16 protein-coding genes and 1 pseudogene are annotated in these 18677 nt (G+C 70.3%); 12 read left to right on the top strand and 5 right to left on the bottom strand.

Translation table 11 applies throughout. The features are described from left to right. The first annotated feature begins 135 nt into the window (after positions 1-135). The 6 genes from BJ964_RS04770 to BJ964_RS04745 all read left to right on the top strand — a co-directional run bounded on the left by BJ964_RS04770 (position 136) and on the right by BJ964_RS04745 (position 7683). Entirely contained in the window at positions 136-1965 is a 1830-nt protein-coding gene (locus BJ964_RS04770; RefSeq protein ID WP_188119538.1) for an acetolactate synthase large subunit, read from the top strand. Further along, positions 1965-2483, top strand: a complete 519-nt coding sequence (ilvN, locus tag BJ964_RS04765; protein WP_188119537.1) for an acetolactate synthase small subunit — start codon at positions 1965-1967, stop codon at positions 2481-2483. The genes BJ964_RS04770 and ilvN overlap by 1 nt, the downstream gene beginning before the upstream one ends. A 34-nt stretch (positions 2484-2517) precedes the next feature. Next, positions 2518-3531, top strand: a complete 1014-nt coding sequence (ilvC, locus tag BJ964_RS04760; RefSeq protein WP_183216668.1) for a ketol-acid reductoisomerase — start codon at positions 2518-2520, stop codon at positions 3529-3531. A 58-nt stretch (positions 3532-3589) separates the two neighbouring features. Beyond that, positions 3590-5158 (top strand): phosphoglycerate dehydrogenase, encoded by a 1569-nt coding sequence (gene serA / locus BJ964_RS04755; RefSeq protein WP_188119536.1) that lies wholly within the window; start codon positions 3590-3592, stop codon positions 5156-5158. 278 nt (positions 5159-5436) lie between these two features. After that, complete coding sequence (locus BJ964_RS04750) at positions 5437-6462, top strand: 3-isopropylmalate dehydrogenase (protein ID WP_188126788.1); 1026 nt, start codon at positions 5437-5439, stop codon at positions 6460-6462. A 123-nt stretch (positions 6463-6585) separates the two neighbouring features. Next, positions 6586-7683 carry a branched-chain amino acid aminotransferase gene (locus BJ964_RS04745; RefSeq protein ID WP_188119535.1) on the top strand — a complete coding sequence of 366 codons (1098 nt, stop codon included), beginning with the start codon at positions 6586-6588 and terminating at the stop codon, positions 7681-7683. A 114-nt stretch (positions 7684-7797) separates the two neighbouring features. Here BJ964_RS04745 and BJ964_RS04740 read toward each other — a convergent pair whose 3' ends face one another. Both BJ964_RS04740 and BJ964_RS47775 read right to left on the bottom strand, forming a co-directional pair. Next, positions 7798-8688: an RpnC/YadD family protein gene (locus BJ964_RS04740; RefSeq protein ID WP_188119534.1), complete on the bottom strand. Its 891-nt coding sequence runs from the start codon at positions 8686-8688 to the stop codon at positions 7798-7800. 62 nt (positions 8689-8750) lie between these two features. Continuing rightward, positions 8751-9058, bottom strand: a pseudogene (locus BJ964_RS47775) (aminoacyl-tRNA hydrolase); the annotation flags it as partial. 46 nt (positions 9059-9104) lie between these two features. On the opposite strand from BJ964_RS47775, the gene BJ964_RS04735 reads away from it, so the two are divergent. Next, positions 9105-9287: a recombinase family protein gene (locus BJ964_RS04735; protein WP_188119533.1), complete on the top strand. Its 183-nt coding sequence runs from the start codon at positions 9105-9107 to the stop codon at positions 9285-9287. Between the two features lie 190 nt (positions 9288-9477). Here the strand turns inward: BJ964_RS04735 and BJ964_RS04730 are convergent, their stop codons facing one another. Both BJ964_RS04730 and arfB read right to left on the bottom strand, forming a co-directional pair. Continuing rightward, positions 9478-10410: a hypothetical protein gene (locus BJ964_RS04730; protein WP_188119532.1), complete on the bottom strand. Its 933-nt coding sequence runs from the start codon at positions 10408-10410 to the stop codon at positions 9478-9480. A gap of 434 nt (positions 10411-10844) precedes the next feature. Beyond that, complete coding sequence (gene arfB / locus BJ964_RS04725; RefSeq protein ID WP_188119531.1) at positions 10845-11267, bottom strand: alternative ribosome rescue aminoacyl-tRNA hydrolase ArfB; 423 nt, start codon at positions 11265-11267, stop codon at positions 10845-10847. A gap of 126 nt (positions 11268-11393) precedes the next feature. Here arfB and BJ964_RS04720 point away from each other — a divergent pair, with 126 nt between their 5' ends. The 5 genes from BJ964_RS04720 to thrS all read left to right on the top strand — a co-directional run bounded on the left by BJ964_RS04720 (position 11394) and on the right by thrS (position 17053). Next, complete coding sequence (locus BJ964_RS04720) at positions 11394-12707, top strand: M16 family metallopeptidase (protein ID WP_188119530.1); 1314 nt, start codon at positions 11394-11396, stop codon at positions 12705-12707. After that, positions 12704-14044, top strand: coding sequence for a M16 family metallopeptidase (locus BJ964_RS04715; protein WP_188119529.1), 1341 nt, complete (start codon positions 12704-12706; stop codon positions 14042-14044). The genes BJ964_RS04720 and BJ964_RS04715 overlap by 4 nt, the downstream gene beginning before the upstream one ends. A gap of 112 nt (positions 14045-14156) precedes the next feature. Next, the gene (locus tag BJ964_RS04710) at positions 14157-15152 is read left to right on the top strand and encodes an endonuclease/exonuclease/phosphatase family protein (protein ID WP_188119528.1); all 996 of its coding nucleotides are present in this window, start codon (positions 14157-14159) and stop codon (positions 15150-15152) included. Next, complete coding sequence (locus BJ964_RS04705; RefSeq protein WP_188119527.1) at positions 15149-15682, top strand: GNAT family N-acetyltransferase; 534 nt, start codon at positions 15149-15151, stop codon at positions 15680-15682. Before BJ964_RS04710 ends, BJ964_RS04705 begins: the two co-directional genes overlap by 4 nt. A gap of 150 nt (positions 15683-15832) precedes the next feature. Continuing rightward, positions 15833-17053 (top strand): threonine--tRNA ligase, encoded by a 1221-nt coding sequence (gene thrS / locus BJ964_RS04700; protein ID WP_188119526.1) that lies wholly within the window; start codon positions 15833-15835, stop codon positions 17051-17053. Here the strand turns inward: thrS and cimA are convergent. Further along, a complete protein-coding gene (cimA, locus tag BJ964_RS04695; RefSeq protein WP_188119525.1) occupies positions 17020-18606 on the bottom strand; it encodes a citramalate synthase in 1587 nt (528 codons plus the stop codon). The two genes, thrS and cimA, sit on opposite strands and share 34 nt — an antisense overlap. Positions 18607-18677: the final 71 nt, after the last annotated feature.

The following is an 18677-nucleotide window of genomic DNA, read 5'->3' as shown; positions in this document are numbered from 1 at the left end:
CTTCGCGTCCCGAGTACTTATCTGAGCGCACTGTCCTCGAGTGAGGAGAGTGCGCTAGGTCCCGTGCATCCCGCACGAGGGCCTTTTTTGTTGCTCAAGTACCGGTGCGACCAACCCGAAAAGGTCTGAACTGCCATGACGAGACCCACTCCTGAATCCCTCGCCCACCGAGTCACTCCGGCTACCGTCGCGGCGGCCGTGAACACCGCTTCCACCACTGTGGCCCCGGTAGCCACCACCGGTGCCGGCGCGCTCGTCCGGTCGCTCGAGGCCCTCGGGGTAGAGGTCGCGTTCGGCATCCCGGGCGGAGCGATCCTGCCGGCGTACGACCCGCTGTTCGACTCGAAGGTGCGGCACATCCTGGTCCGTCACGAGCAGGGCGCGGGCCACGCCGCCACCGGGTACGCGCAGGCCACCGGCAAGGTCGGCGTCTGCATCGCGACCAGCGGCCCGGGCGCCACCAACCTGGTCACGCCGATCGCCGACGCGTACATGGACTCGGTCCCGATCGTCGCGATCACCGGGCAGGTCGGCCGGCCCTACATCGGGACGGACGCCTTCCAGGAGGCGGACATCCAGGGCATCACCCTGCCGATCACGAAGCACAACTTCCTGGTGCAGAACGCCGAGGAGCTGCCGCGGATCCTGGCCGAGGCGTTCCACCTGGCGGCCACCGGCCGGCCCGGCCCGGTCCTGGTGGACATCCCGAAGGACGTGCTCCAGTCGCAGACCACCTTCCAGTGGCCGCCCGCGCTGGACCTGCCCGGCTACCGGCCCACCCTGCACCCGCACGGCAAGCAGATCCGCGAGGCGGCCCGGCTGATCGCCGCGGCCAAGCGCCCGGTGCTGTACGTGGGCGGCGGCGTGCACAAGGCCGGCGCCACCGACGGGCTGCGCAAGCTGGCCGAGCTGACCGGCATCCCGGTGGTCACCACGCTGATGGGCATCGGCGCGTTCCCCGACTCGCACCCGCAGCACCTGGGCATGCCCGGCATGCACGGCACGGTCCCGGCGGTGTACGCCTTGCAGAGGGCGGACCTGCTGGTCACCCTGGGCGCCCGCTTCGACGACCGGGTCACCGGCAAGCTGGACTCGTTCGCCCCGGACGCCAAGATCGTGCACGCCGACATCGACCCGGCCGAGATCGGCAAGAACCGGCACGCGGACGTCCCGATCGTCGGCGACGCCCGGCACGTGATCGACGAGCTGATCGCGGCGGTCTCCTCCACAGCCGGCGGCACCGACCAGTACGCGGCCTGGTGGTCGACCCTGAACGACATCCGTGAGCGCTACCCGCTGGGCTACGAGGAGCCGACCGACGGCACCCTGGCCCCGCAGTACGTGATCGAGCGGCTCGGCGAGATCGTCGGCCCGGACGCGATCTACTGCGCCGGCGTGGGCCAGCACCAGATGTGGGCGTCCCAGTTCATCAAGTACGAGAAGCCGGGCACCTGGCTCAACTCGGGCGGCGCCGGGACCATGGGCTACGCGGTTCCGGCCGCGATGGGCGCCAAGGTCGCGCAGCCGGGCACCACGGTGTGGGCGATCGACGGCGACGGCTGCTTCCAGATGACCAACCAGGAACTGGCCACCTGCGCCCTGGAGGGCATCCCGATCAAGGTCGCCGTGATCAACAACGGCAACCTGGGCATGGTCCGGCAGTGGCAGACCCTGTTCTACGACGGCCGCTACTCGAACACCGAGCTGGGCACGCACAAGCACCGGATCCCGGACTTCGTGAAGCTGGCCGAGGCGCTCGGCTGCGTCGGCCTGCGCTGCGAGTCGAAGGACGACGTCGACAAGGTCATCAAGCAGGCCATGGAGATCAACGACGCCCCGGTGGTCATCGACTTCACGGTCGGCAAGGACGCCATGGTGTGGCCGATGGTCGCGGCCGGCACCAGCAACGACGAGATCATGTTCGCCCGGGACGTGCGCCCGACGTTTGACGAGGACGACCTCTGATGAGCAACAAGCACACACTGTCCGTGCTGGTCGAGAACAAGCCCGGTGTGCTGGCCCGGGTCAGCGGGCTGTTCTCCCGGCGCAGCTTCAACATCGACTCCCTTGCGGTCGGCGAGACGGAGAACCCGGACGTCAGCCGCATCACGATCGTGGTCGACGCCGAGTCGTCCCCGCTGGAGCAGGTCACCAAACAGCTCAACAAGCTGGTGAACGTCCTGAAGATCGTGGAGCTGGACCCGGCCCAGTCGGTCCAGCGCGAGCTCCTGCTGGTCAAGGTGCGTGCCGACCGGGCGCAGCGCAGCCAGGTGCTCGAGACCGTCGAGCTGTTCCGGGCGCGAGTGATCGACGTCGCTCCGGACACCCTGACGATCGAGGCCACCGGTAATCCCGACAAACTGGATGCGTTGCTGCGCGACCTCGAGCCGTACGGCATCAAGGAGATGGTCCAGTCGGGCCTCGTGGCCATCGGCCGCGGATCCCGCTCCATCACCACGGGCCCCGCGCTCCGCGCCGCCTGATCCTCACCGAAGAAGCCAGAGAAGAAGGAAAGTCATGACCGCGGAAGTTTTCTACGACGGCGACGCCGACCTGTCGATCATCCAGGGCAAGAAGGTCGCCGTGATCGGCTACGGCAGCCAGGGCCACGCCCACTCGCTGTCGCTGCGCGACTCCGGCGTCGAGGTCGTGGTGGGTCTGCAGGAGGGCTCGAAGAGCCGCCCGAAGGCCGAGGAGCAGGGCCTCACCGTGAAGACCCCGGCCGAGGCCGCCGCCTGGGCCGACGTGATCATGGTGCTCGCGCCGGACACCGCGCAGCGCAAGATCTACACCGAGTCGATCGAGCCGAACCTGTCCGCGGGCAAGGCGCTCTTCTTCGGCCACGGCCTGAACATCCGCTTCGAGCTGATCAAGCCGCCGGCTGACGTGACCATCGCCATGGTCGCCCCGAAGGGCCCGGGCCACCTGGTCCGCCGTCAGTACGTCGACGGCAAGGGTGTCCCCGCGCTGATCGCCGTCGAGCAGGACCCGACCGGCGAGGGCCAGGCGCTGGCGCTCTCCTACGCGAAGGCGATCGGTGGCACCCGTGCCGGTGTCATCAAGACGACGTTCAAGGAGGAGACCGAGACCGACCTCTTCGGTGAGCAGGCCGTCCTCTGCGGTGGCGCGTCCGCGCTCGTGCAGACCGGTTTCGAGGTGCTGACCGAGGCGGGTTACGCCCCCGAGATCGCCTACTTCGAGTGCCTGCACGAGCTCAAGCTGATCGTCGACCTCATGTACGAGGGCGGCATCGCCCGCCAGCGCTACAGCGTCTCGGACACCGCCGAGTTCGGTGACTACGTCTCCGGCCCGCGCGTGATCAACGCGTCGGTCAAGGAGGAGATGAAGAAGATCCTCGCCGACATCCAGTCCGGCGAGTTCACCCGCCGCCTGATCGCGGACGACGACGCCGGCGCGCCGGAGCTCAAGAAGTTCCGCGAGGAGGCCGCCAAGCACCCGATCGAGATCACCGGTGCGAAGCTGCGCGGCATGATGAGCTGGGTGGACCGGCCGATCACCGAGACCGCCTGATTCATTCACGATTGAAGGCCCGGCCGGATTACCGGCCGGGCCTTTAGTATCGAAGTCCATGAGTCCCGTAGTGCTCGTCACCGAGGAACTGGCAGCGGCCGCACTCGACGTGCTGGCTGAGGACTTCGAGGTCAGACAGGTCGACGGGACGGATCGGGCGGCATTGGCGGAAGCCCTCGCCGACGCCGACGCGGTGATCATCCGGAGCGCCACCCGCATCGACGCGCCGGTCCTGGCCGCCGGGCAGCGCCTGAGAGTCGTCGCCCGCGCCGGCGTCGGCCTGGACAACGTCGACGTCCCCGCCGCCACCGCCCGCGGGGTGCTCGTCGTCAACGCGCCCACCAGCAACATCGTCTCCGCCGCCGAGCAGGCCGTCGCGCTGCTGCTGGCGGTGGCCCGGCACACCGCCGCGGCGAGCGCCGCGCTCAAGGCGGGCGCCTGGCGGCGCTCCGCCTACACCGGCGTCGAGGTGCAGGGCAAGATCGTCGGGGTGGTCGGGCTGGGCCGGATCGGCGTCCTCTTCGCGCAGCGCATGGCCGCCTTCGGGGTACGCCTGGTCGCGTACGACCCGTACGTGCAGCCGGCCCGTGCCGCCCAGCTCGGGGTCCGGCTCGTCACCCTGGAGGAGCTGCTCCGGGAGAGTGACTTCATCTCGGTGCACCTTCCCCGTACCCCGGAGACCGTGGGTTTGATCGGGGAGAAGGAACTGGCGCTGGTCAAACCGGGGGTGCGGATCGTCAACGCGGCCCGGGGTGGGCTGGTCGACGAGCGGGCGCTGGCCGAGGCCCTCGCCGACGGGCGGGTGGCCGGCGCCGGGCTGGACGTGTTCGAGACCGAACCGCTCACCGAGTCACCGCTGTTCGCCCTGGACAACGTGGTGGTCACCCCGCATCTGGGCGCGTCGACCGTGGAGGCGCAGGACAAGGCCGGCCTCGCGGTGGCCCGCAGCGTACGCCTGGCGCTGCGCGGCGAGTTCGTCCCGGATGCCGTGAACGTCCGCGCCGGAGGGCCGGTCGACGAGGACGTCCGCCCGCTGCTGCCGCTCGCCGAGCGGCTGGGCCGGGTGCTCACCGCGGTGGCCGGTCACCTGCCCGAACGGGTGACTGTCGAGGTGCACGGGGCGGCCGCCGGGCACGACGTCACGGTCCTCGAACTGGCTGTGCTGAAGGGGCTGTTCGCGCCGGTGGTGAGCGAGCCGGTGACGTACGTGAACGCGCCCCACCTGGCCGCCGAGCGCGGCGTCACGGTGGAGACGGCGGCCGTCGAGGAGCCGGGCGACCTGATCCGGGTCCGCGGCGGCCTGCCGGACGGCCGCACCGTGAGCGTCGCCGGACGGGCCGCGGCCACGCTCGTCGAGGTGGACGATTTCGACCTCGACCTGCCGCTGGGCGGGGTGCTGCTGTTCTTCCGCTACACCGACCGGCCCGGCGTGGTCGGCCGGATCGGCACCACCCTGGGCCGGGCCGGGGTGAACATCGCGGCCATGCGGGTGTCCCGCCGCGCGGCCGGCGGCGAGGCGCTGATGACGCTCACCGTGGACTCGTCGGTGGAGCCGGACCTGCTGGGCCGGGTGGCCGCCGAGATCGGCGCGTCCCGTGCCGCGGTGGTCGACCTCCGTACCGAGTGAGTAAGCCCCGACACGCGGGGCGCGCGGCTTGCGCGTCATTAGTCCGCATCGCTAGCGTTGTCCCAGCCGCACGTCTCGAGTGGGCGCGTCTTCGGGTGATGTCGCCTGTCCGGGGCGAGCGGTGTGTATCCCGGCGGGACTTCTCGTCGCCACAGCCCCCTGACCGTTTGCCGCGGCCAGGGGGCTGTTCGCTTGGTGGGACTCCCGTTCCGTGTTTCGGGACGTGCGGGTAGCCTGGCCGAGGGTTCACCAGACGTGTTGGGAGAGTTGACGTGAGCGTGGCGCGGATCGCGGTTGTCGGCGGCGACGGCATCGGCACTGAGGTGACCGCGCAGGCCCGCAAGGTCATCGATGCGGTCCTCCCCGGAGTCGACTACAACGAGTACGACCTCGGCGCCCGCCTCTACCACCGCACCGGCGAGGTCCTGCCCCAGGCGGTCCAGGACGAGCTGGCCGGCCACGACGCCATCCTGCTGGGCGCCATCGGTGACCCGAGCGTCCCGCCGGGCATCCTGGAGCGCGGCCTGCTGCTGAGGCTCCGCTTCGACTTCGACCAGTACGTGAACCTCCGCCCCAGCAAGCTGTGGCCGGGCACCACCAGCCCGCTCTCCGGCGTCAAGGCCGGCGAGATCGACATGGTCGTGGTCCGGGAGGGCACCGAGGGCCTCTACGTCGGCGCCGGCGGCGTTCTGCACAAGAACACCCCCGCCGAGATCGCCACCGAGGAGAGCCTCAACACGCGGCACGGCGTCGAGCGGGTCATCCGCGACGCGTTCGCCCGCGCCCAGCGCCGCGACCGCCGCCACGTCACCCTGGTGCACAAGACCAACGTGCTGACCCACGCCGGCAACCTGTGGTCCCGGGCGTTCGCCGCCGTCGCCGCGGAGTTCCCCGAGGTCACCACGGAGTACCAGCACATCGACGCCGCCAGCATGTTCATGGTGAGCAACCCGCAGCGGTTCGACGTGGTGGTGACCGACAACCTCTTCGGTGACATCCTCACCGACATCGCCGCTGCCGTGACCGGCGGCATCGGCATGGCGGCCAGCGGTTCCGTCAACCCGGAGCGGAAGTACCCGTCGACGTTCGAGCCCGTGCACGGCTCCGCGCCGGACATCGCCGGCAAGGGCATCGCCGACCCGGCGGCCGCCATCCTGTCCGCCGCCCTGCTGCTGGAGCACCTGGGCAAGCTCGACGAGGCCCGGCGAGTAACCGAGGCGGTCGCGGCCGAGGTCGCGTCCCGTGCTCCGGGCGCGCCGCTGCGTACCGCCGAGGTCGGCGACCGGGTCGCCTCCGCCCTCTGAGCGGACTTCACCCGTCACGTCACCCGCGGCCGTTGTGTTAACGGCCGTTCGGGGTAAATTCATGGGGCACTACGGGTGCCCCCGCATGCTTGTATTCTTCTGTGGAAAGCAGGTCAATTCGCCATGACTGGTGATGACAACCTCAATTTCGAAATTCGTCCGAATCCGGCACCCGTGAGCGACGCCGACCGCGTCGCCCTGCTGTCGAACCCCGGCTTCGGCCGCATCTTCACCGACCACATGGTCACCGTGCGTTACGCCGACGGCAAGGGGTGGTACGAACCCCGCGTCGAGGCCCGCGCGCCGATCCCGATGGACCCGGCCAGCGCCGTCCTGCACTACGCCCAGGAGATCTTCGAGGGCCTGAAGGCGTACACGCTGCCCGACGGCGGTGTCGCGATGTTCCGGCCGGACGCCAACGCCAACCGGTTCAACCTGTCCGCCCAGCGGATGGCCATGCCGGCCCTGCCGGTCGAGACGTTCCTCCAGTCGCTGCACGAGATCATCCGGATCGACCGGAGCTGGATCCCCGAGGACCCGGAGGGCAGCCTCTACCTGCGCCCGTTCGCCTACGCGAGCGAGGTCTTCCTCGGTGTCCGCCCCGCCACCGAATACCTCTACCTGGTCATCGCCTCCCCGGTCGGACCGTACTTCTCCGGCGGCGTCAAGCCGGTGACGATCTGGGTGTCGCCCGACTTCACCCGGGCCGCCCCCGGAGGCACCGGCGCGGCCAAGTGCGGCGGCAACTACGCGGCCGGCCTCTCGGCGCAGGCCGAAGCCGCCGAACACGGCTGCGACCAGGTCGTCTACCTCGACGCGGTGCAGCGGAAGTACATCGACGAGCTGGGCGGCATGAACGTCTTCCTGGTCCTCGACGACGGCACCCTGGTCACCCCGCCGCTGACCGGCACCATCCTCCCCGGCATCACCCGCGACTCGGTGATCAAGCTGGCCCAGCGGGCCGGCCGCCGCGTCGAGGAACGCCCGATCAGCCTCGACGAGTGGCGCGAGGGCGCCGCCTCCGGCCGGGTCCGCGAGGCCTTCGCCTGCGGCACCGCCGCGGTGATCACCCCGATCGGCACGATCCGCGGCGAGGGCGGCGACTTCACCGTCGCCGACGGCGGCCCCGGCGAGGTCACCATGGGCATCCGCAAACAGCTCGTGGAGATCCAGCGAGGCCTCGCCGAAGACCCCTTCGGCTGGGTCCACCGCGTCCTTTGACCCCTTTCCGGTACGGGTGAGCCGGCCATCAACCGCAACCCACCCGAACCGCCGGCTCCACGCGGCGCGCTGCGACCTCACGGCCGCAGCGCGCCCGCCGGGCTGATGCCTTCCCTAACGGATTTCCAGCCCCAGATCCTCCACCCGCTCCGCGGTCACGGCTCGCCGAAGCCATTCCTCGAGCCGCTCCAGGTCGGTGCACTCGGTGATTTTCGCCCGGTCACCGTCGGAGACGTCGAAGCCTCGGGTCGCGAGCACGGTGAGGATTGCACTGGCTTCGCCCTCGGCCTTGCCCTCGGTCTTGCCTTCGGCTCTGCCAGCAGCGAACTGCCGCCGCGCCCAGTCACTCTTGTACGGGTAGTCGGTGGTGGTCATGAAATCCTCCAGCAGCTTTCGGGTTGCGGCTGACAACGCCGTGAGCATGAAGTCATGGTATAGAGCCGCACGGTCGACATCGACCGCGTCGAGGGCTGCGAACAGGGCCCTGAACAGCGGAATGGGATCGGTGCGGTCAGCGTGGGCGAGGGTGGACAACACGGTTAGCTCAGGCAGCCGCTGGGCGGCCGCCGGGTCGGTGACGACGGGAACCTCATTGGGCCCCAGTGCCACCGGAACCACCTTCGACGCGGGTGGGCCGATCTCGATCGGGTTGGCGGCCCAGTCGGCCACACCCCCGTCCGGACATATCACCAGCAGGGCGACAGGGCAGCTCAAGCGTGCGTGCAGAGTGGCCACATAGGCCGGCCAACTTCGTCGTTTGCGGGCGTCGATCCGGAGTTGAACCTCCACCACGACGGCCAGGACGTCGGCTCCCGCGCGGGTCAGTCTGATCACCGCGTCGGCGCGGTACTCGGTGGGTGCGACATCCGTCAGCTCGGCTGAGGAGAGGTGCGCCTCGTCGTACTCGGGGAGATCTCCGTGCAGCGGGCCATCGAGCAGCTCCGCAGCGAGGGAGGGCCGTCCCCGAAACATCTCGATGAGTATTTCGTGAAGGTGTGACGGCATGGGGGTTAACGTACAGCCAGTTGCGCCATGACACTAGTCTCATGTCACCCTTTCGGGTGACGTCAATCGAAGTCTCTGCCTCCGCGGCCCCGCTTGACCTGGGCACGGCGCTTCTTGTCGGCGATGCGCCGCTCGACCGAGCCGCGCGTCGGCTTGGTGGCGCGGCGCTGGCGGGGGCGACGGCGGCGGCCGCCACGGAGGCGAGCCGGGCCTCGGCGGCCTCGCGGTTGCGCAGCTGCGAGCGGTGTTCCGAGGCGGTGATGGTCAGCACGCCGGTGACCAGGCGGTTGCCGAGGCGTTCGACGGCCCGGTCGCGCAGCGTGGGGGAGAGCACGTCGGGCCCGGCCAGGTCCCAGGACAGCTCGACCCGGCCATGGATTCAGGAGTGTTGATCTTGAACCTGAGGAGATGGCAGATTGAACACCGGAAAGCCCCTCCGTGTCGCCATCTATACCCGCCTGAGCCAAGCCGCCGAGGAGTCCGTCAGCATCGCGCGCCAGATCGAGGCGTGCGAAGCCATCGCCAAGGCCCGCGGTTGGACCGTGGTCCAGACCCAGGCCGAGGAGGATGTCAGCGGCTCGAAGAAGTCGCCGAAGTAGCCGAAGATCACCGCGCGCATGGCCCACACACGGACGCGCCGGAGACCCCCGTGGTGCGAGGGCCTCCGGCGAGGCGGTTCCGTGCGGTGGATCAGGATCCGCGAAGGATCAGGTTGCCGTTGTCCGCGGCGCCGCTCTGCGAGCCGCTTGTTTCGCTGGCGCGTTTTACGGCGCCGCATTCCCCGCGGCTTTATCCCGCTGGCGTTTCGTTCAAACCCAAACCACGCAGGATGTTATCGCGGTTCGCGTTTCCGCGCAGCGCGGTCAAGGAATTCAAGCGACCCAGCAAAGTCGTGGAAGATGCGGGGCATTTCAAGTCTTGAATCGCCGACAAGGTCTTTTCAAAACGTTGGATGCGGCTTTCAAGGTCCGTTCCACTCGGAAGGTTCGCATTCTTGAGCGCTACCTGCGCGGTCACTTGGGCTTGAGTGGGTGGGCAGCGACCGGGAACGTTTACCCCGGTAGGGCCCACGCGGTCGGCCGTCGCGTTCGGATCGCCCGGGCTGAAACCCAGCGCCGGCACCAAAGCGTTGATGTTACCGGAGCTGGCTCCGGCGTTGCCGGATGCGTCATTCGCTGGCGGGTTTTGCGGCGCCGCATTCCCCGCGGCTTTATCCGCTGGCGTTTCGTTCAAACCCAAACCACGCAGGATGTTATCGCGGTTCGCGTTTCCGCGCAGCGCGGTCAAGGAATTCAAGCGGCCCAGCAAAGTCGTGGAAGATGCGGGGCATTTCAAGTCTTGAATCGCCGACAAGGTTTTTTCGAAACGTTGGATGCGGCTTTCAAGGTCCGTTCCACTCGGAAGGTTCGCATTCTTGAGCGCTACCTGCGCGTTCACTTGGGCTTGAGTGGGTGGGCAGCGACCGGGAACGTTCACCCCGGTAGGGCCCACGCGGTCGGCCGTCGCGTTCGGATTGCCCGGGCTGAAACCCAGCGCCGGCACCAAAGCGTTGATGTTATCGGAGCTGGCTCCGGCGTTCGTGGCGGCGTTGCTCATGCCGGTGCTGACGGCGAACGCGGTGCCGGCCAGAGCCGCAGCGGCAAGTCCTATGGCGATCTTGCGGTTGCGCCCGGTGAGTCCACTGCCCGGCCGCCGGTATGCACTGCTGCGTGATCTCCTCATGCCCGTGTTTACGTGCCTCGTTCGCCAGCGGACGGGGTTCGTACCTTAAAGATCCTTAAATGCTTCAACCCCGCAGGGACTCGGGTGCGTGCAGGCGCAACATCGTGGCGCCCACGTCGGCGGGCACGCGACCCGCGGTGCACAGGGAGACGCCCGCCATGACGACGAACGCCAACGGAACGGTCCAGGCGGCAGGAGTAGGCAGCCGACACAGTTGTCGGCAGGAGCTACTACGTGGACGAGCTTGAGCGTCGTGAACGCCGCCGAGCGGCTGAGGCAACCGATCGCCTTACGCGCCGGGCCTACGCGCTCACCGTCTCAAACACAGTCCTCGCCGCGGTTGCGGCAGTAGCCGCGATCATCGCCCTCTTCGACTGAGCAGAAGCCCCGTCCAAGGAAATCGTGGGACGGGGCTTCTGCGCATCCGCGTGTGTTCAGTCGACGTCTCCACGTCGTCCCCGTTTCACCTGGCCACGCCGCTTCTTCTCGGCGATGCGCCGCTCGACCGATCCGCGCGTCGGCTTCGTCGCTCGGCGGGCACGGGGCGGCGGCGCGACGGCCGCCGCGACGACTGATGCAAGCCGCGCTTCGGCGGCCTCACGGTTGCGAAGCTGGGAGCGGTGCTCCGACGCTGTGATCGTCAGTACCCCGGTGACCAGGCGGCCGGCCAACCGCTCGACGGCTCTGGCCTTCAACCCGGGCGAGAGCAGGTCGGACCCGGCCAGGTCCCAGGACAGCTCAACACGCGAGTCCGTGGTGTTCACGCCTTGGCCGCCGGGGCCGCTGGAGCGGGAGAACCGCCAGCTCAGCTCGGCCTCCGGGATGACCAGTCCGGGCCGGATCGATACGTCAGCCATCTGGTCATTCTCCCCGGGGCACGTCCTCTGGCACGGCGCCCAGCATCGCACCCGCGGTGATCATGCGCCATCGAGATTGATATCCGGCCGCGCCGGAATCGTCCGGGACAGGGCAAGATTGGTCGGGTGACGTCACCAATCGCACCGGTCGCCACGACCGGTTATCCGTGGCCCATCGAAACCACGCGGCTCGCGAACGGCCTGCGCGTCGTCGTCAGCGAGGACCGGACGGCGCCCGTCGTCTGCGTCAACCTCTGGTATGACGTCGGCTCCCGGCACGAACCGCCGGGTCAGACCGGGTTCGCGCACCTCTTCGAGCACCTGATGTTCGAGGGTTCGCAGCACGTTCAGAAGACCGAGCACATGAAGCTGGTGCAGGGCAACGGCGGCTCGCTGAACGCGACGACGAACCCGGACCGGACGAACTACTTCGAGACCATGCCCTCCGAGCATCTGGAGCTGGCGCTGTGGCTCGAGGCGGACCGGATGGGCGGGCTGGTCCCGGCGCTCACCCAGGAGACGCTGGACAACCAGCGCGAGGTGGTGAAGAACGAGCGGCGCCAACGGTACGAGAACGTGCCCTACGGCGACGCCTGGCTGCGCCTGCTGCCGCTGCTCTACCCGCAGGGCCATCCGTACCATCACGCCACGATCGGGTCGATGGAGGACCTGAACGCGGCGGACCTGGACACCTTCAAGGCGTTCCACCAGCAGTACTACGCGCCGAACAACGCGGTCCTCACGGTCGTCGGTGACGCGGGCGCGGCCGAGGTGTTCGCGCTGGCGGAGAAGTACTTCGGGGCGATCGCCACGGTGCCGGACATCCCGCCGGCGCCGGACGGCACGCTGCCCTCCCCGGCCGCCGAGCCGTCCCGGGAGGAGGTGACGGCCGCGGTCCCGGCCCCGCGGATCTACCTCTCGCACCGGACCTATCCGTTCGGGACCAAGGGGTACGACGCGATGACCGTCCTCGCCACGGTGCTCGGCAACGGGCGGGGCAGCCGCCTCTACCAGCGCCTCGCCGACGGCGCCCGGATCGCCCAGCCCGACTACATCGGGGCATACGGCGTGGACCTGGCACACGCCCCCGCCCCGCTGATCGTGACGGCCACCGCCAAGGACGGCGTCTCCCTGGAGACCCTGGAGGCGGGCCTGGCCGACGTGATGCGCAGCCTGATCGACGAGCCGGTCACCGACGACGAGCTGAACCGTGCCAAGGCGCTGCTCACCACCGCCTGGTGGCGGCAGGTGTCCACGGCCGGCGGCCGGGCCGACACCCTCGGCCGGTACGCCACCCAGTTCGGTGACCCGGCCGCGGCCGCCGAGCGCCTGTCGCAGTGGCTGGCCGTCACCGCCGAGGACCTCACCGCGGCGGCGAAGGAAGTGCTGCGCCCCGAGTCCCGTGTCACCCTCACCTACCTTCCCGGGGAGCCGTCATGACCCTCGTCACGTCCCGCCCGGCCCCGGGCGCCGCCCGGCCGTACGCGTTCCCGGCCGTCCGCCGGATCTCCGCGCACGGCGGCACCGTGATCGCCGCCCATCTGCCGGGCCAGATCCTGGCCAGCGCCGTCCTGCTGCTGGACGCCGGCGCCGCCCGGGAGACCGACGGCCGGGAGGGCACCGCCACGGTGCTCGCCAAGTCGATGGAGGAGGGCACCCGCAAGCGTGACTCGGCGGCGTACGCCCTGGCGCTGGAGGGCCTGGGCGCGGAGCTCGTCCCGTCGGTGGACTGGGACGCCTTCCGGGTCGGCGTGTCGGCGCCCGGCCCGCTGCTGGCCGGCGCGGTCCGTCTGGCCGCGGAGGCCGCCCGGACCCCGAAGCTGGACCCGGCGGACGTGGCCCGGGTCCGCGACGACGAGGTGACCGCGCTGCGGATGGACTGGGCGCAGCCCGGTCCGCGGGCCGACGCGACCCTGCGCGGCGACCTGTTCGGCGCCGACGGGCGGTACAGCCGCCCGCTGCACGGCGACCCCACCTCGGTGGCCGCGGTGACGGTGGAGGACGTGCTGGCCTTCCACGAGGCGTGGCTGCTGCGGCCGGGCGTGCTGCTGGTCGCCGGTGACCTGGACGGGCTGGACCTGGATGCGCTCGCCGAGGCAGCCTTCGAGGGCACCTCGGGGGAGCCGCTGGAGCCGGCGGGCCCGCTCGGCGTGGTGCTGCCCGACCGGCGCCGCACGATCCTGGTGGACCGGCCCGGCTCGGTGCAGTCGACGCTGCGGCTGGGGCACCGGGCGCCGGAGCGGGCGACCCCCGACTACGTGCCCATGACGCTGGCCGCGACCGTGCTGGGCGGCGCCTTCACGTCCCGGCTGAACCACCTGATCCGCGAGGTGAAGGGGTACACGTACGGCATCCGCGGCTCGTACGCGATGACCCGCCGGTCCGGCCGTTTCGAGGTGGCCGCCGGGGTGCAGACCGCGGTGACCGCCCCGGCGATCCGGGACACCCTCGGCGAGATCGCGCGTACCGAGGCCGAGGGGGTGACCGAGGCGGAGCTGGAGGTGGCGCGTTCCTGGCGGGCCGGCCAGCTGTCGGTGGAGATGCAGACGCCGGGCGCGATCGCCGGCGCGCTGGCCACCCTGGTGGTGCACGGCCTGCCCGACGACTACTACGAGACGCTGCGCCGGGAGTATCTGGAGGCGACCGTCGAGCAGGTGTCGCGGGCGGCCGCCGACCATCTGTCGACCGACCGGCTGACCCTGGTCGTCGAGGGTGACGGCGCGGTGATCCGGGACGAGCTGGCCGAGTTCGGCGACCTGGCCGACGCCGAGGTCTGACGGTGCGCCGCCCGGGGCCGCATCGTCCCGGGCGGCGGCCACCGTCGTCGATGATGTGACGTGGACCGCGTTGACCGCCGGGCGGTGGCGGCGGGCGGATAACGTCGCGGCCATGACGATCACCGACGTGCCGCCGGCGGCACGCCCGGCCCGGCGCCGCCGCATCGTTCTCACGGTCCTGCTCTGGTTGTCGTTGATCCCGGCCGCCGTCTGGCTGCTGGGGCGCACCTTCGGGTGGGAGGCCGGCCACTGGGTCATGTTCCTGGCGTTCACGCCGTACGTCGCGGTGTGGACCCTGGTCCCGCTCGCCGCGTCGCTGATCGCCCGCCGATGGGCGGCCGCCGCCGTGGCGGCGCTGATCGCGTTCGGTTTCGCGGTGGCCGTGGTGCCGCGCGCCCTGCCCGATTCGGACAAGGGCCCGGCCGGCGGCGTCGAGTTGCGGGTGATGACGGCGAACCTGCTGTTCAGCGGCGCCGACCCGGAGGTGATCGTGAAGCTGGTCCGGGAGCAGCGGGTGGATGTGCTGGCCGTGCAGGAGTTCACCGAGCGCGGGCAGAACGCGTTGCAGGTGGCCGGTCTCGAGGAGATCCTGCCCAACCGCCAGTTCGCCCCGGAGTGGGGTGCGAGCGGCTCCGGCCTCTACTCCCGCTACCCGTTCGCCGAGCAGGCCGCCAAGCGCAACACCGGTGGCTTCCAGCAGGCCCACGCCGCCGTCCAGGTGCCGGGCGCCGGGACGATCTACGTCGAGTCGGTGCACCCGCTCGCCCCGTCGGAGCGCGACCGGGTCCCCGGCTGGTCCACCGATCTGCGGGAGCAGGTGCCGGCCGAGGGCGGGCTGCCGAAGATCCTGATGGGCGACTTCAACGCGACGCTCGACCACCGGCAGCTGCGCGATCTGATCGGCACCGGCTACCGGGACGCCGCCGACACCGTCGGCGAGGGCCTGGTGGGCAGCTGGGGGCCGTACGACGGGGATCCGATCCCGCCGGTCACCATCGACCACGTGCTGGTGGACGAGCGGATCGGGGTGAGGGACGTGAAGGTCTATCCGGTCGCCGAGTCGGATCACCGTGCGGTGATCGCCTGGGTGACGGTGCCGGCCGCATGATCACCATCCGTCTGATCAGCCCGGCGGACGCCGAGGAGCTGGCCGTCCTGGTGCGGGCCAACCGGGAGCACCTGGCGCCCTGGGACCCGGAGCGGCCGGAGGAGTTCTACACCACCGCGGGCCAGTGGCAGATCATTTCCGACACGCTGCGCCAGGGCAACGCGCTGCCGCACGCGATCGTCGAGGACGGCCGGATCGTCGGCCGGGTCAACCTCTCCAACGTCGTGCACGGGGCGTTCCTGTCGGCGAACCTCGGCTACTGGGTGGCCGCGGCGGTCGCCGGGCGCGGGGTGGCGAGCGCCGCCGTGGCCGCGGTGGCCGAGCAGGCGTTCACCACCTACGGCCTGCACCGGCTGGAGGCGGGCACGCTACTGCACAACGTCCGCTCGCAGCGGGTCCTGGAGCGTAACGGTTTCCAGCGTTTCGGCACGGCCCCGCGCTATCTGCGGATCGCCGGCGACTGGCAGGACCACCACCTCTATCAGCTCCTCGCCGAAAACTGGCTCGCCGCGCGCGGCGGCGCGGCCTAACCTCGTGGGCATGATGCCGAGCTCGATCACGACCACGCCGGGATGTCCCGGCGTCCGATCGCGCTGAGCTGACAGCGACGACCACGGCCCCGGGCGACCTGCCCGGGGCTGTGTCGTTCCGGGGTCCCCGTTTCTCGAGGGAGACCCACGATGTCCGTAGATCACCGCCGGCTCGGCCGCGAGCTGGACCTGTTCGACTCCGACCCGCTGATCGGCGCGGGCCTTCCGTTCTGGCTGCCGGCCGGCGCGGCCGCCCGCCACGAGGTCGAGTCCTATCTGTACGACCTGGAGCGCCGCGCCGGCTACCGGCACGTCCACTCCCCGGCGCTGGGCAGGCGCCGGATGTACGAGCTGTCCGGCCACTGGCACAACTTCGCCGACGAGATGTTCCCGCCGATGCGGGTCGGTGAGGACGAGCTGGTGCTGCGTCCCAGCCTCTGCCCGCATCACGCCCTGATCTTCCGGTCGCGCGGTCGCTCGTACCGGGAACTGCCGTTGCGGATCGCCGAGCTGGGACCGATGTACCGGGCGGAACGCTCGGGGGTTCTCGGCGGCCTGTCCCGGGTCCGTTCGATGCTGCTCAACGACGCGCATGTCTTCTGCGCCGAGGAGCAGGCGAGCGCCGAGGTGGCCGGGGTGCTGCGGCTGATGCGCGAGGCGCACGCCGCGCTCGGCATGGGCCCGGTCTCCTACCGGCTGTCGCTGCGCGGGCCCGGGAAGAAGTACGGCGGCGACGACGCGATGTGGGCGCGGGCCGAGGAGGTGCTGCGCGCCGCGCTTTCGCAAGAGCGGATCTCGTACGCCGACGCGCCGGGCGAGGCGGCGTTCTACGGCCCGAAGATCGACGTCCAGGTGGTCGATCCGTCCGGCCGGGAGTGGACCCTCGCCACCGTCCAGGTCGACCACCACCAGCCGGAGCGGTTCGAGCTGGAGTACGCGGACGCGAGCGGCGGCCGGTCCCGTCCGGTGATGGTGCACCGCAGCCTGGCCGGGTCGATGGAGCGGCTCTTCGGGCACCTGATCGAGGTGCACGGCGGCGCGTTCCCGGTCTGGTACGCCCCGGTCCAGCTGGCGGTCCTGCCGGTCGGCGCCGACCAGGACGCCGCGGCCCGGGAGTTCGCCGCGCAGGCCGCCGACCTGCGGGTGGAGGTGCTGCACGACGGTTCGGTCGGCGCCCGGATCCGGGACTGCCGGAAGGTCCCGTACCTCGCGGTGATCGGCGCCCGGGAGGCCGCCGACGGCAGCGTGGCGCTACGGCTGCGCGACGGCCGTCAACTGGACCCGATGCCTCGGGCGGCCGCGATCGAGATGATCGGAGCGGCCGCCCGGGAACAGCGTCAGGCGGGAGCAGAACTGCGTGACAGGCCGTAGGTGAGGGAGTCCACGAGGGCCGTCCAGCTGGCCTCGACGATGTTCTCGTGGACGCCGACCGTGGTCCACTCGCGGTTGTGGTCGCTGGTCTCCAGCAGCACCCGGGTGATCGCGTTGGTGCCGTGGCTGCCCTCCAGGATCCGCACCTTGAAGTCGGAGAGCTCGAACGTCTTCAGCTGCGGGTAGTGGTTGCCGAGGGCGGTGCGCAGCGCCTCGTCCAGGGCGTTGACCGGGCCGTTGCCCTCGGCCGTGGCGATCACCCGTTCGCCGCGGACCCGGATCTTGACGGTGGCCTCGGAGATGACCGTGCCGTCCTCGCGGTGCTCGACCAGCACCCGGTACGACTCCAGGGTGAACGGCCTGGCCACGTCCGCGCCGGGCAGCTCGTTGCGGACCAGCAGCTCGAAGGAGGCGTCGGCGGCCTCGAAGGACCAGCCCTCGGCCTCCAGGTCCTTGACCCGCTGCGTCACCTTCGACAGGGTGTCGGGGTGGCCGGCCAGGTCCAGTCCGAGCTCACGGCTCTTGAGCTCGATGCTGGCCCGGCCGGCCATCTCGGTTACCAGGATCCGCATGTCATTGCCGACAACCGACGGGTCGATGTGGTTGTAGAGCAGCGGATCCACCTTGATCGCGCTCGCGTGCAGGCCCGCCTTGTGGGCGAACGCCGCGGCCCCGACATAGGCCTGGTGGGTGTCGGGGGCGATGTTGGCGATCTCGGCGAGCGCGGTGGAGACCCGCGTCGCCTTCTCCAGGCATCCGTCCGGTAGGACCTTCAGCCCGAGCTTGAGTTGCAGGTTGCTGACCGTGGCGAACAGGTCGGCGTTGCCTGGGCGCTCGCCGTACCCGTTGGCCGTGCACTGGAAGTGCTTGACCCCGGCCTCGACCGCGGCGACCGTGTTGGCGACCGCGCAGGCGGTGTCGTTCTGGCAGTGGATGCCGAGCCGGTCCGGGGTCACCCCGGTCCGCTCGACCACCTCGTTGATCGCCTTGGTGATCATCGAGGGGAGCATCCCGCCGTTGGTGTCACACATGACGACCCGCTCGGCGCCCGCCTCGACGGCCGCCTTCACGACACTGGCGGTGTACTCCGGGTCGTGCCGGAAACCGTCGAAGAAGTGCTCACAGTCGACGAAGGCGCGCCGGCCGTTGGCGACCAGGTGCCGGACGGTGTCCCGGACCATGTCCAGGTTCTCGTCGCCGGTGGTGCGCAGGGCCCGTTCGACGTGCCGGATGTCGGATTTCGCGACCACGCAGACCACCGGTGTCCCGGCGTCCAGCAGCGCCTTGACCTGGGGATCGTCGGCCACGTCGACGCCGGCCTTGCGGGTCGCCCCGAACGCGACGAGCACCGCGTGTTGTAGCTCCAGCTCGGTCTTCGCCCGTTCGAAGAACTCGGTGTCCTTGGGCATGGCGCCGGGCCAGCCGCCCTCGATGAAGCCCACTCCGAACTCGTCCAGCAGGCGCGCGACGGCGAGCTTGTCGGCGACCGTGTAGCTGATTCCCTCGCGCTGCCCACCGTCGCGCAGCGTCGTGTCGAACACCTGGTACTCCATCAGGGGATGTCCTTTCGGTCGGTCACCCACAGCAACAACAAAAAGACCCCCCGCGGATGCGGGAGGTCTGC

The organism is Actinoplanes lobatus, assembly GCF_014205215.1.
Classification (GTDB): Bacteria; Actinomycetota; Actinomycetes; order Mycobacteriales; family Micromonosporaceae; genus Actinoplanes; species Actinoplanes lobatus.
The sequence above is the reverse complement of the archived record's forward strand: the minus strand, read 5'-3'. Positions and strand labels throughout refer to the sequence as shown.

Excerpts from the sequence above, each read along its gene's own strand:
- BJ964_RS04770 (WP_188119538.1), top strand. The coding sequence starts at position 136 with ATGACGAGACCCACTCCTGAATCCCTCGCCCACCGAGTCACTCCGGCT.
- ilvN (WP_188119537.1), top strand. The coding sequence starts at position 1,965 with ATGAGCAACAAGCACACACTGTCCGTGCTGGTCGAGAACAAGCCCGGT.
- ilvC (WP_183216668.1), top strand. The coding sequence starts at position 2,518 with ATGACCGCGGAAGTTTTCTACGACGGCGACGCCGACCTGTCGATCATC.
- serA (WP_188119536.1), top strand. The coding sequence starts at position 3,590 with ATGAGTCCCGTAGTGCTCGTCACCGAGGAACTGGCAGCGGCCGCACTC.
- BJ964_RS04745 (WP_188119535.1), top strand. The coding sequence starts at position 6,586 with ATGACTGGTGATGACAACCTCAATTTCGAAATTCGTCCGAATCCGGCA.
- BJ964_RS04740 (WP_188119534.1), bottom strand. The coding sequence starts at position 8,688 with ATGCCGTCACACCTTCACGAAATACTCATCGAGATGTTTCGGGGACGG.
- BJ964_RS04730 (WP_188119532.1), bottom strand. The coding sequence starts at position 10,410 with ATGAGGAGATCACGCAGCAGTGCATACCGGCGGCCGGGCAGTGGACTC.
- arfB (WP_188119531.1), bottom strand. The coding sequence starts at position 11,267 with ATGGCTGACGTATCGATCCGGCCCGGACTGGTCATCCCGGAGGCCGAG.
- BJ964_RS04715 (WP_188119529.1), top strand. The coding sequence starts at position 12,704 with ATGACCCTCGTCACGTCCCGCCCGGCCCCGGGCGCCGCCCGGCCGTAC.
- BJ964_RS04710 (WP_188119528.1), top strand. The coding sequence starts at position 14,157 with ATGACGATCACCGACGTGCCGCCGGCGGCACGCCCGGCCCGGCGCCGC.
- BJ964_RS04705 (WP_188119527.1), top strand. The coding sequence starts at position 15,149 with ATGATCACCATCCGTCTGATCAGCCCGGCGGACGCCGAGGAGCTGGCC.
- thrS (WP_188119526.1), top strand. The coding sequence starts at position 15,833 with ATGTCCGTAGATCACCGCCGGCTCGGCCGCGAGCTGGACCTGTTCGAC.
- cimA (WP_188119525.1), bottom strand. The coding sequence starts at position 18,606 with ATGGAGTACCAGGTGTTCGACACGACGCTGCGCGACGGTGGGCAGCGC.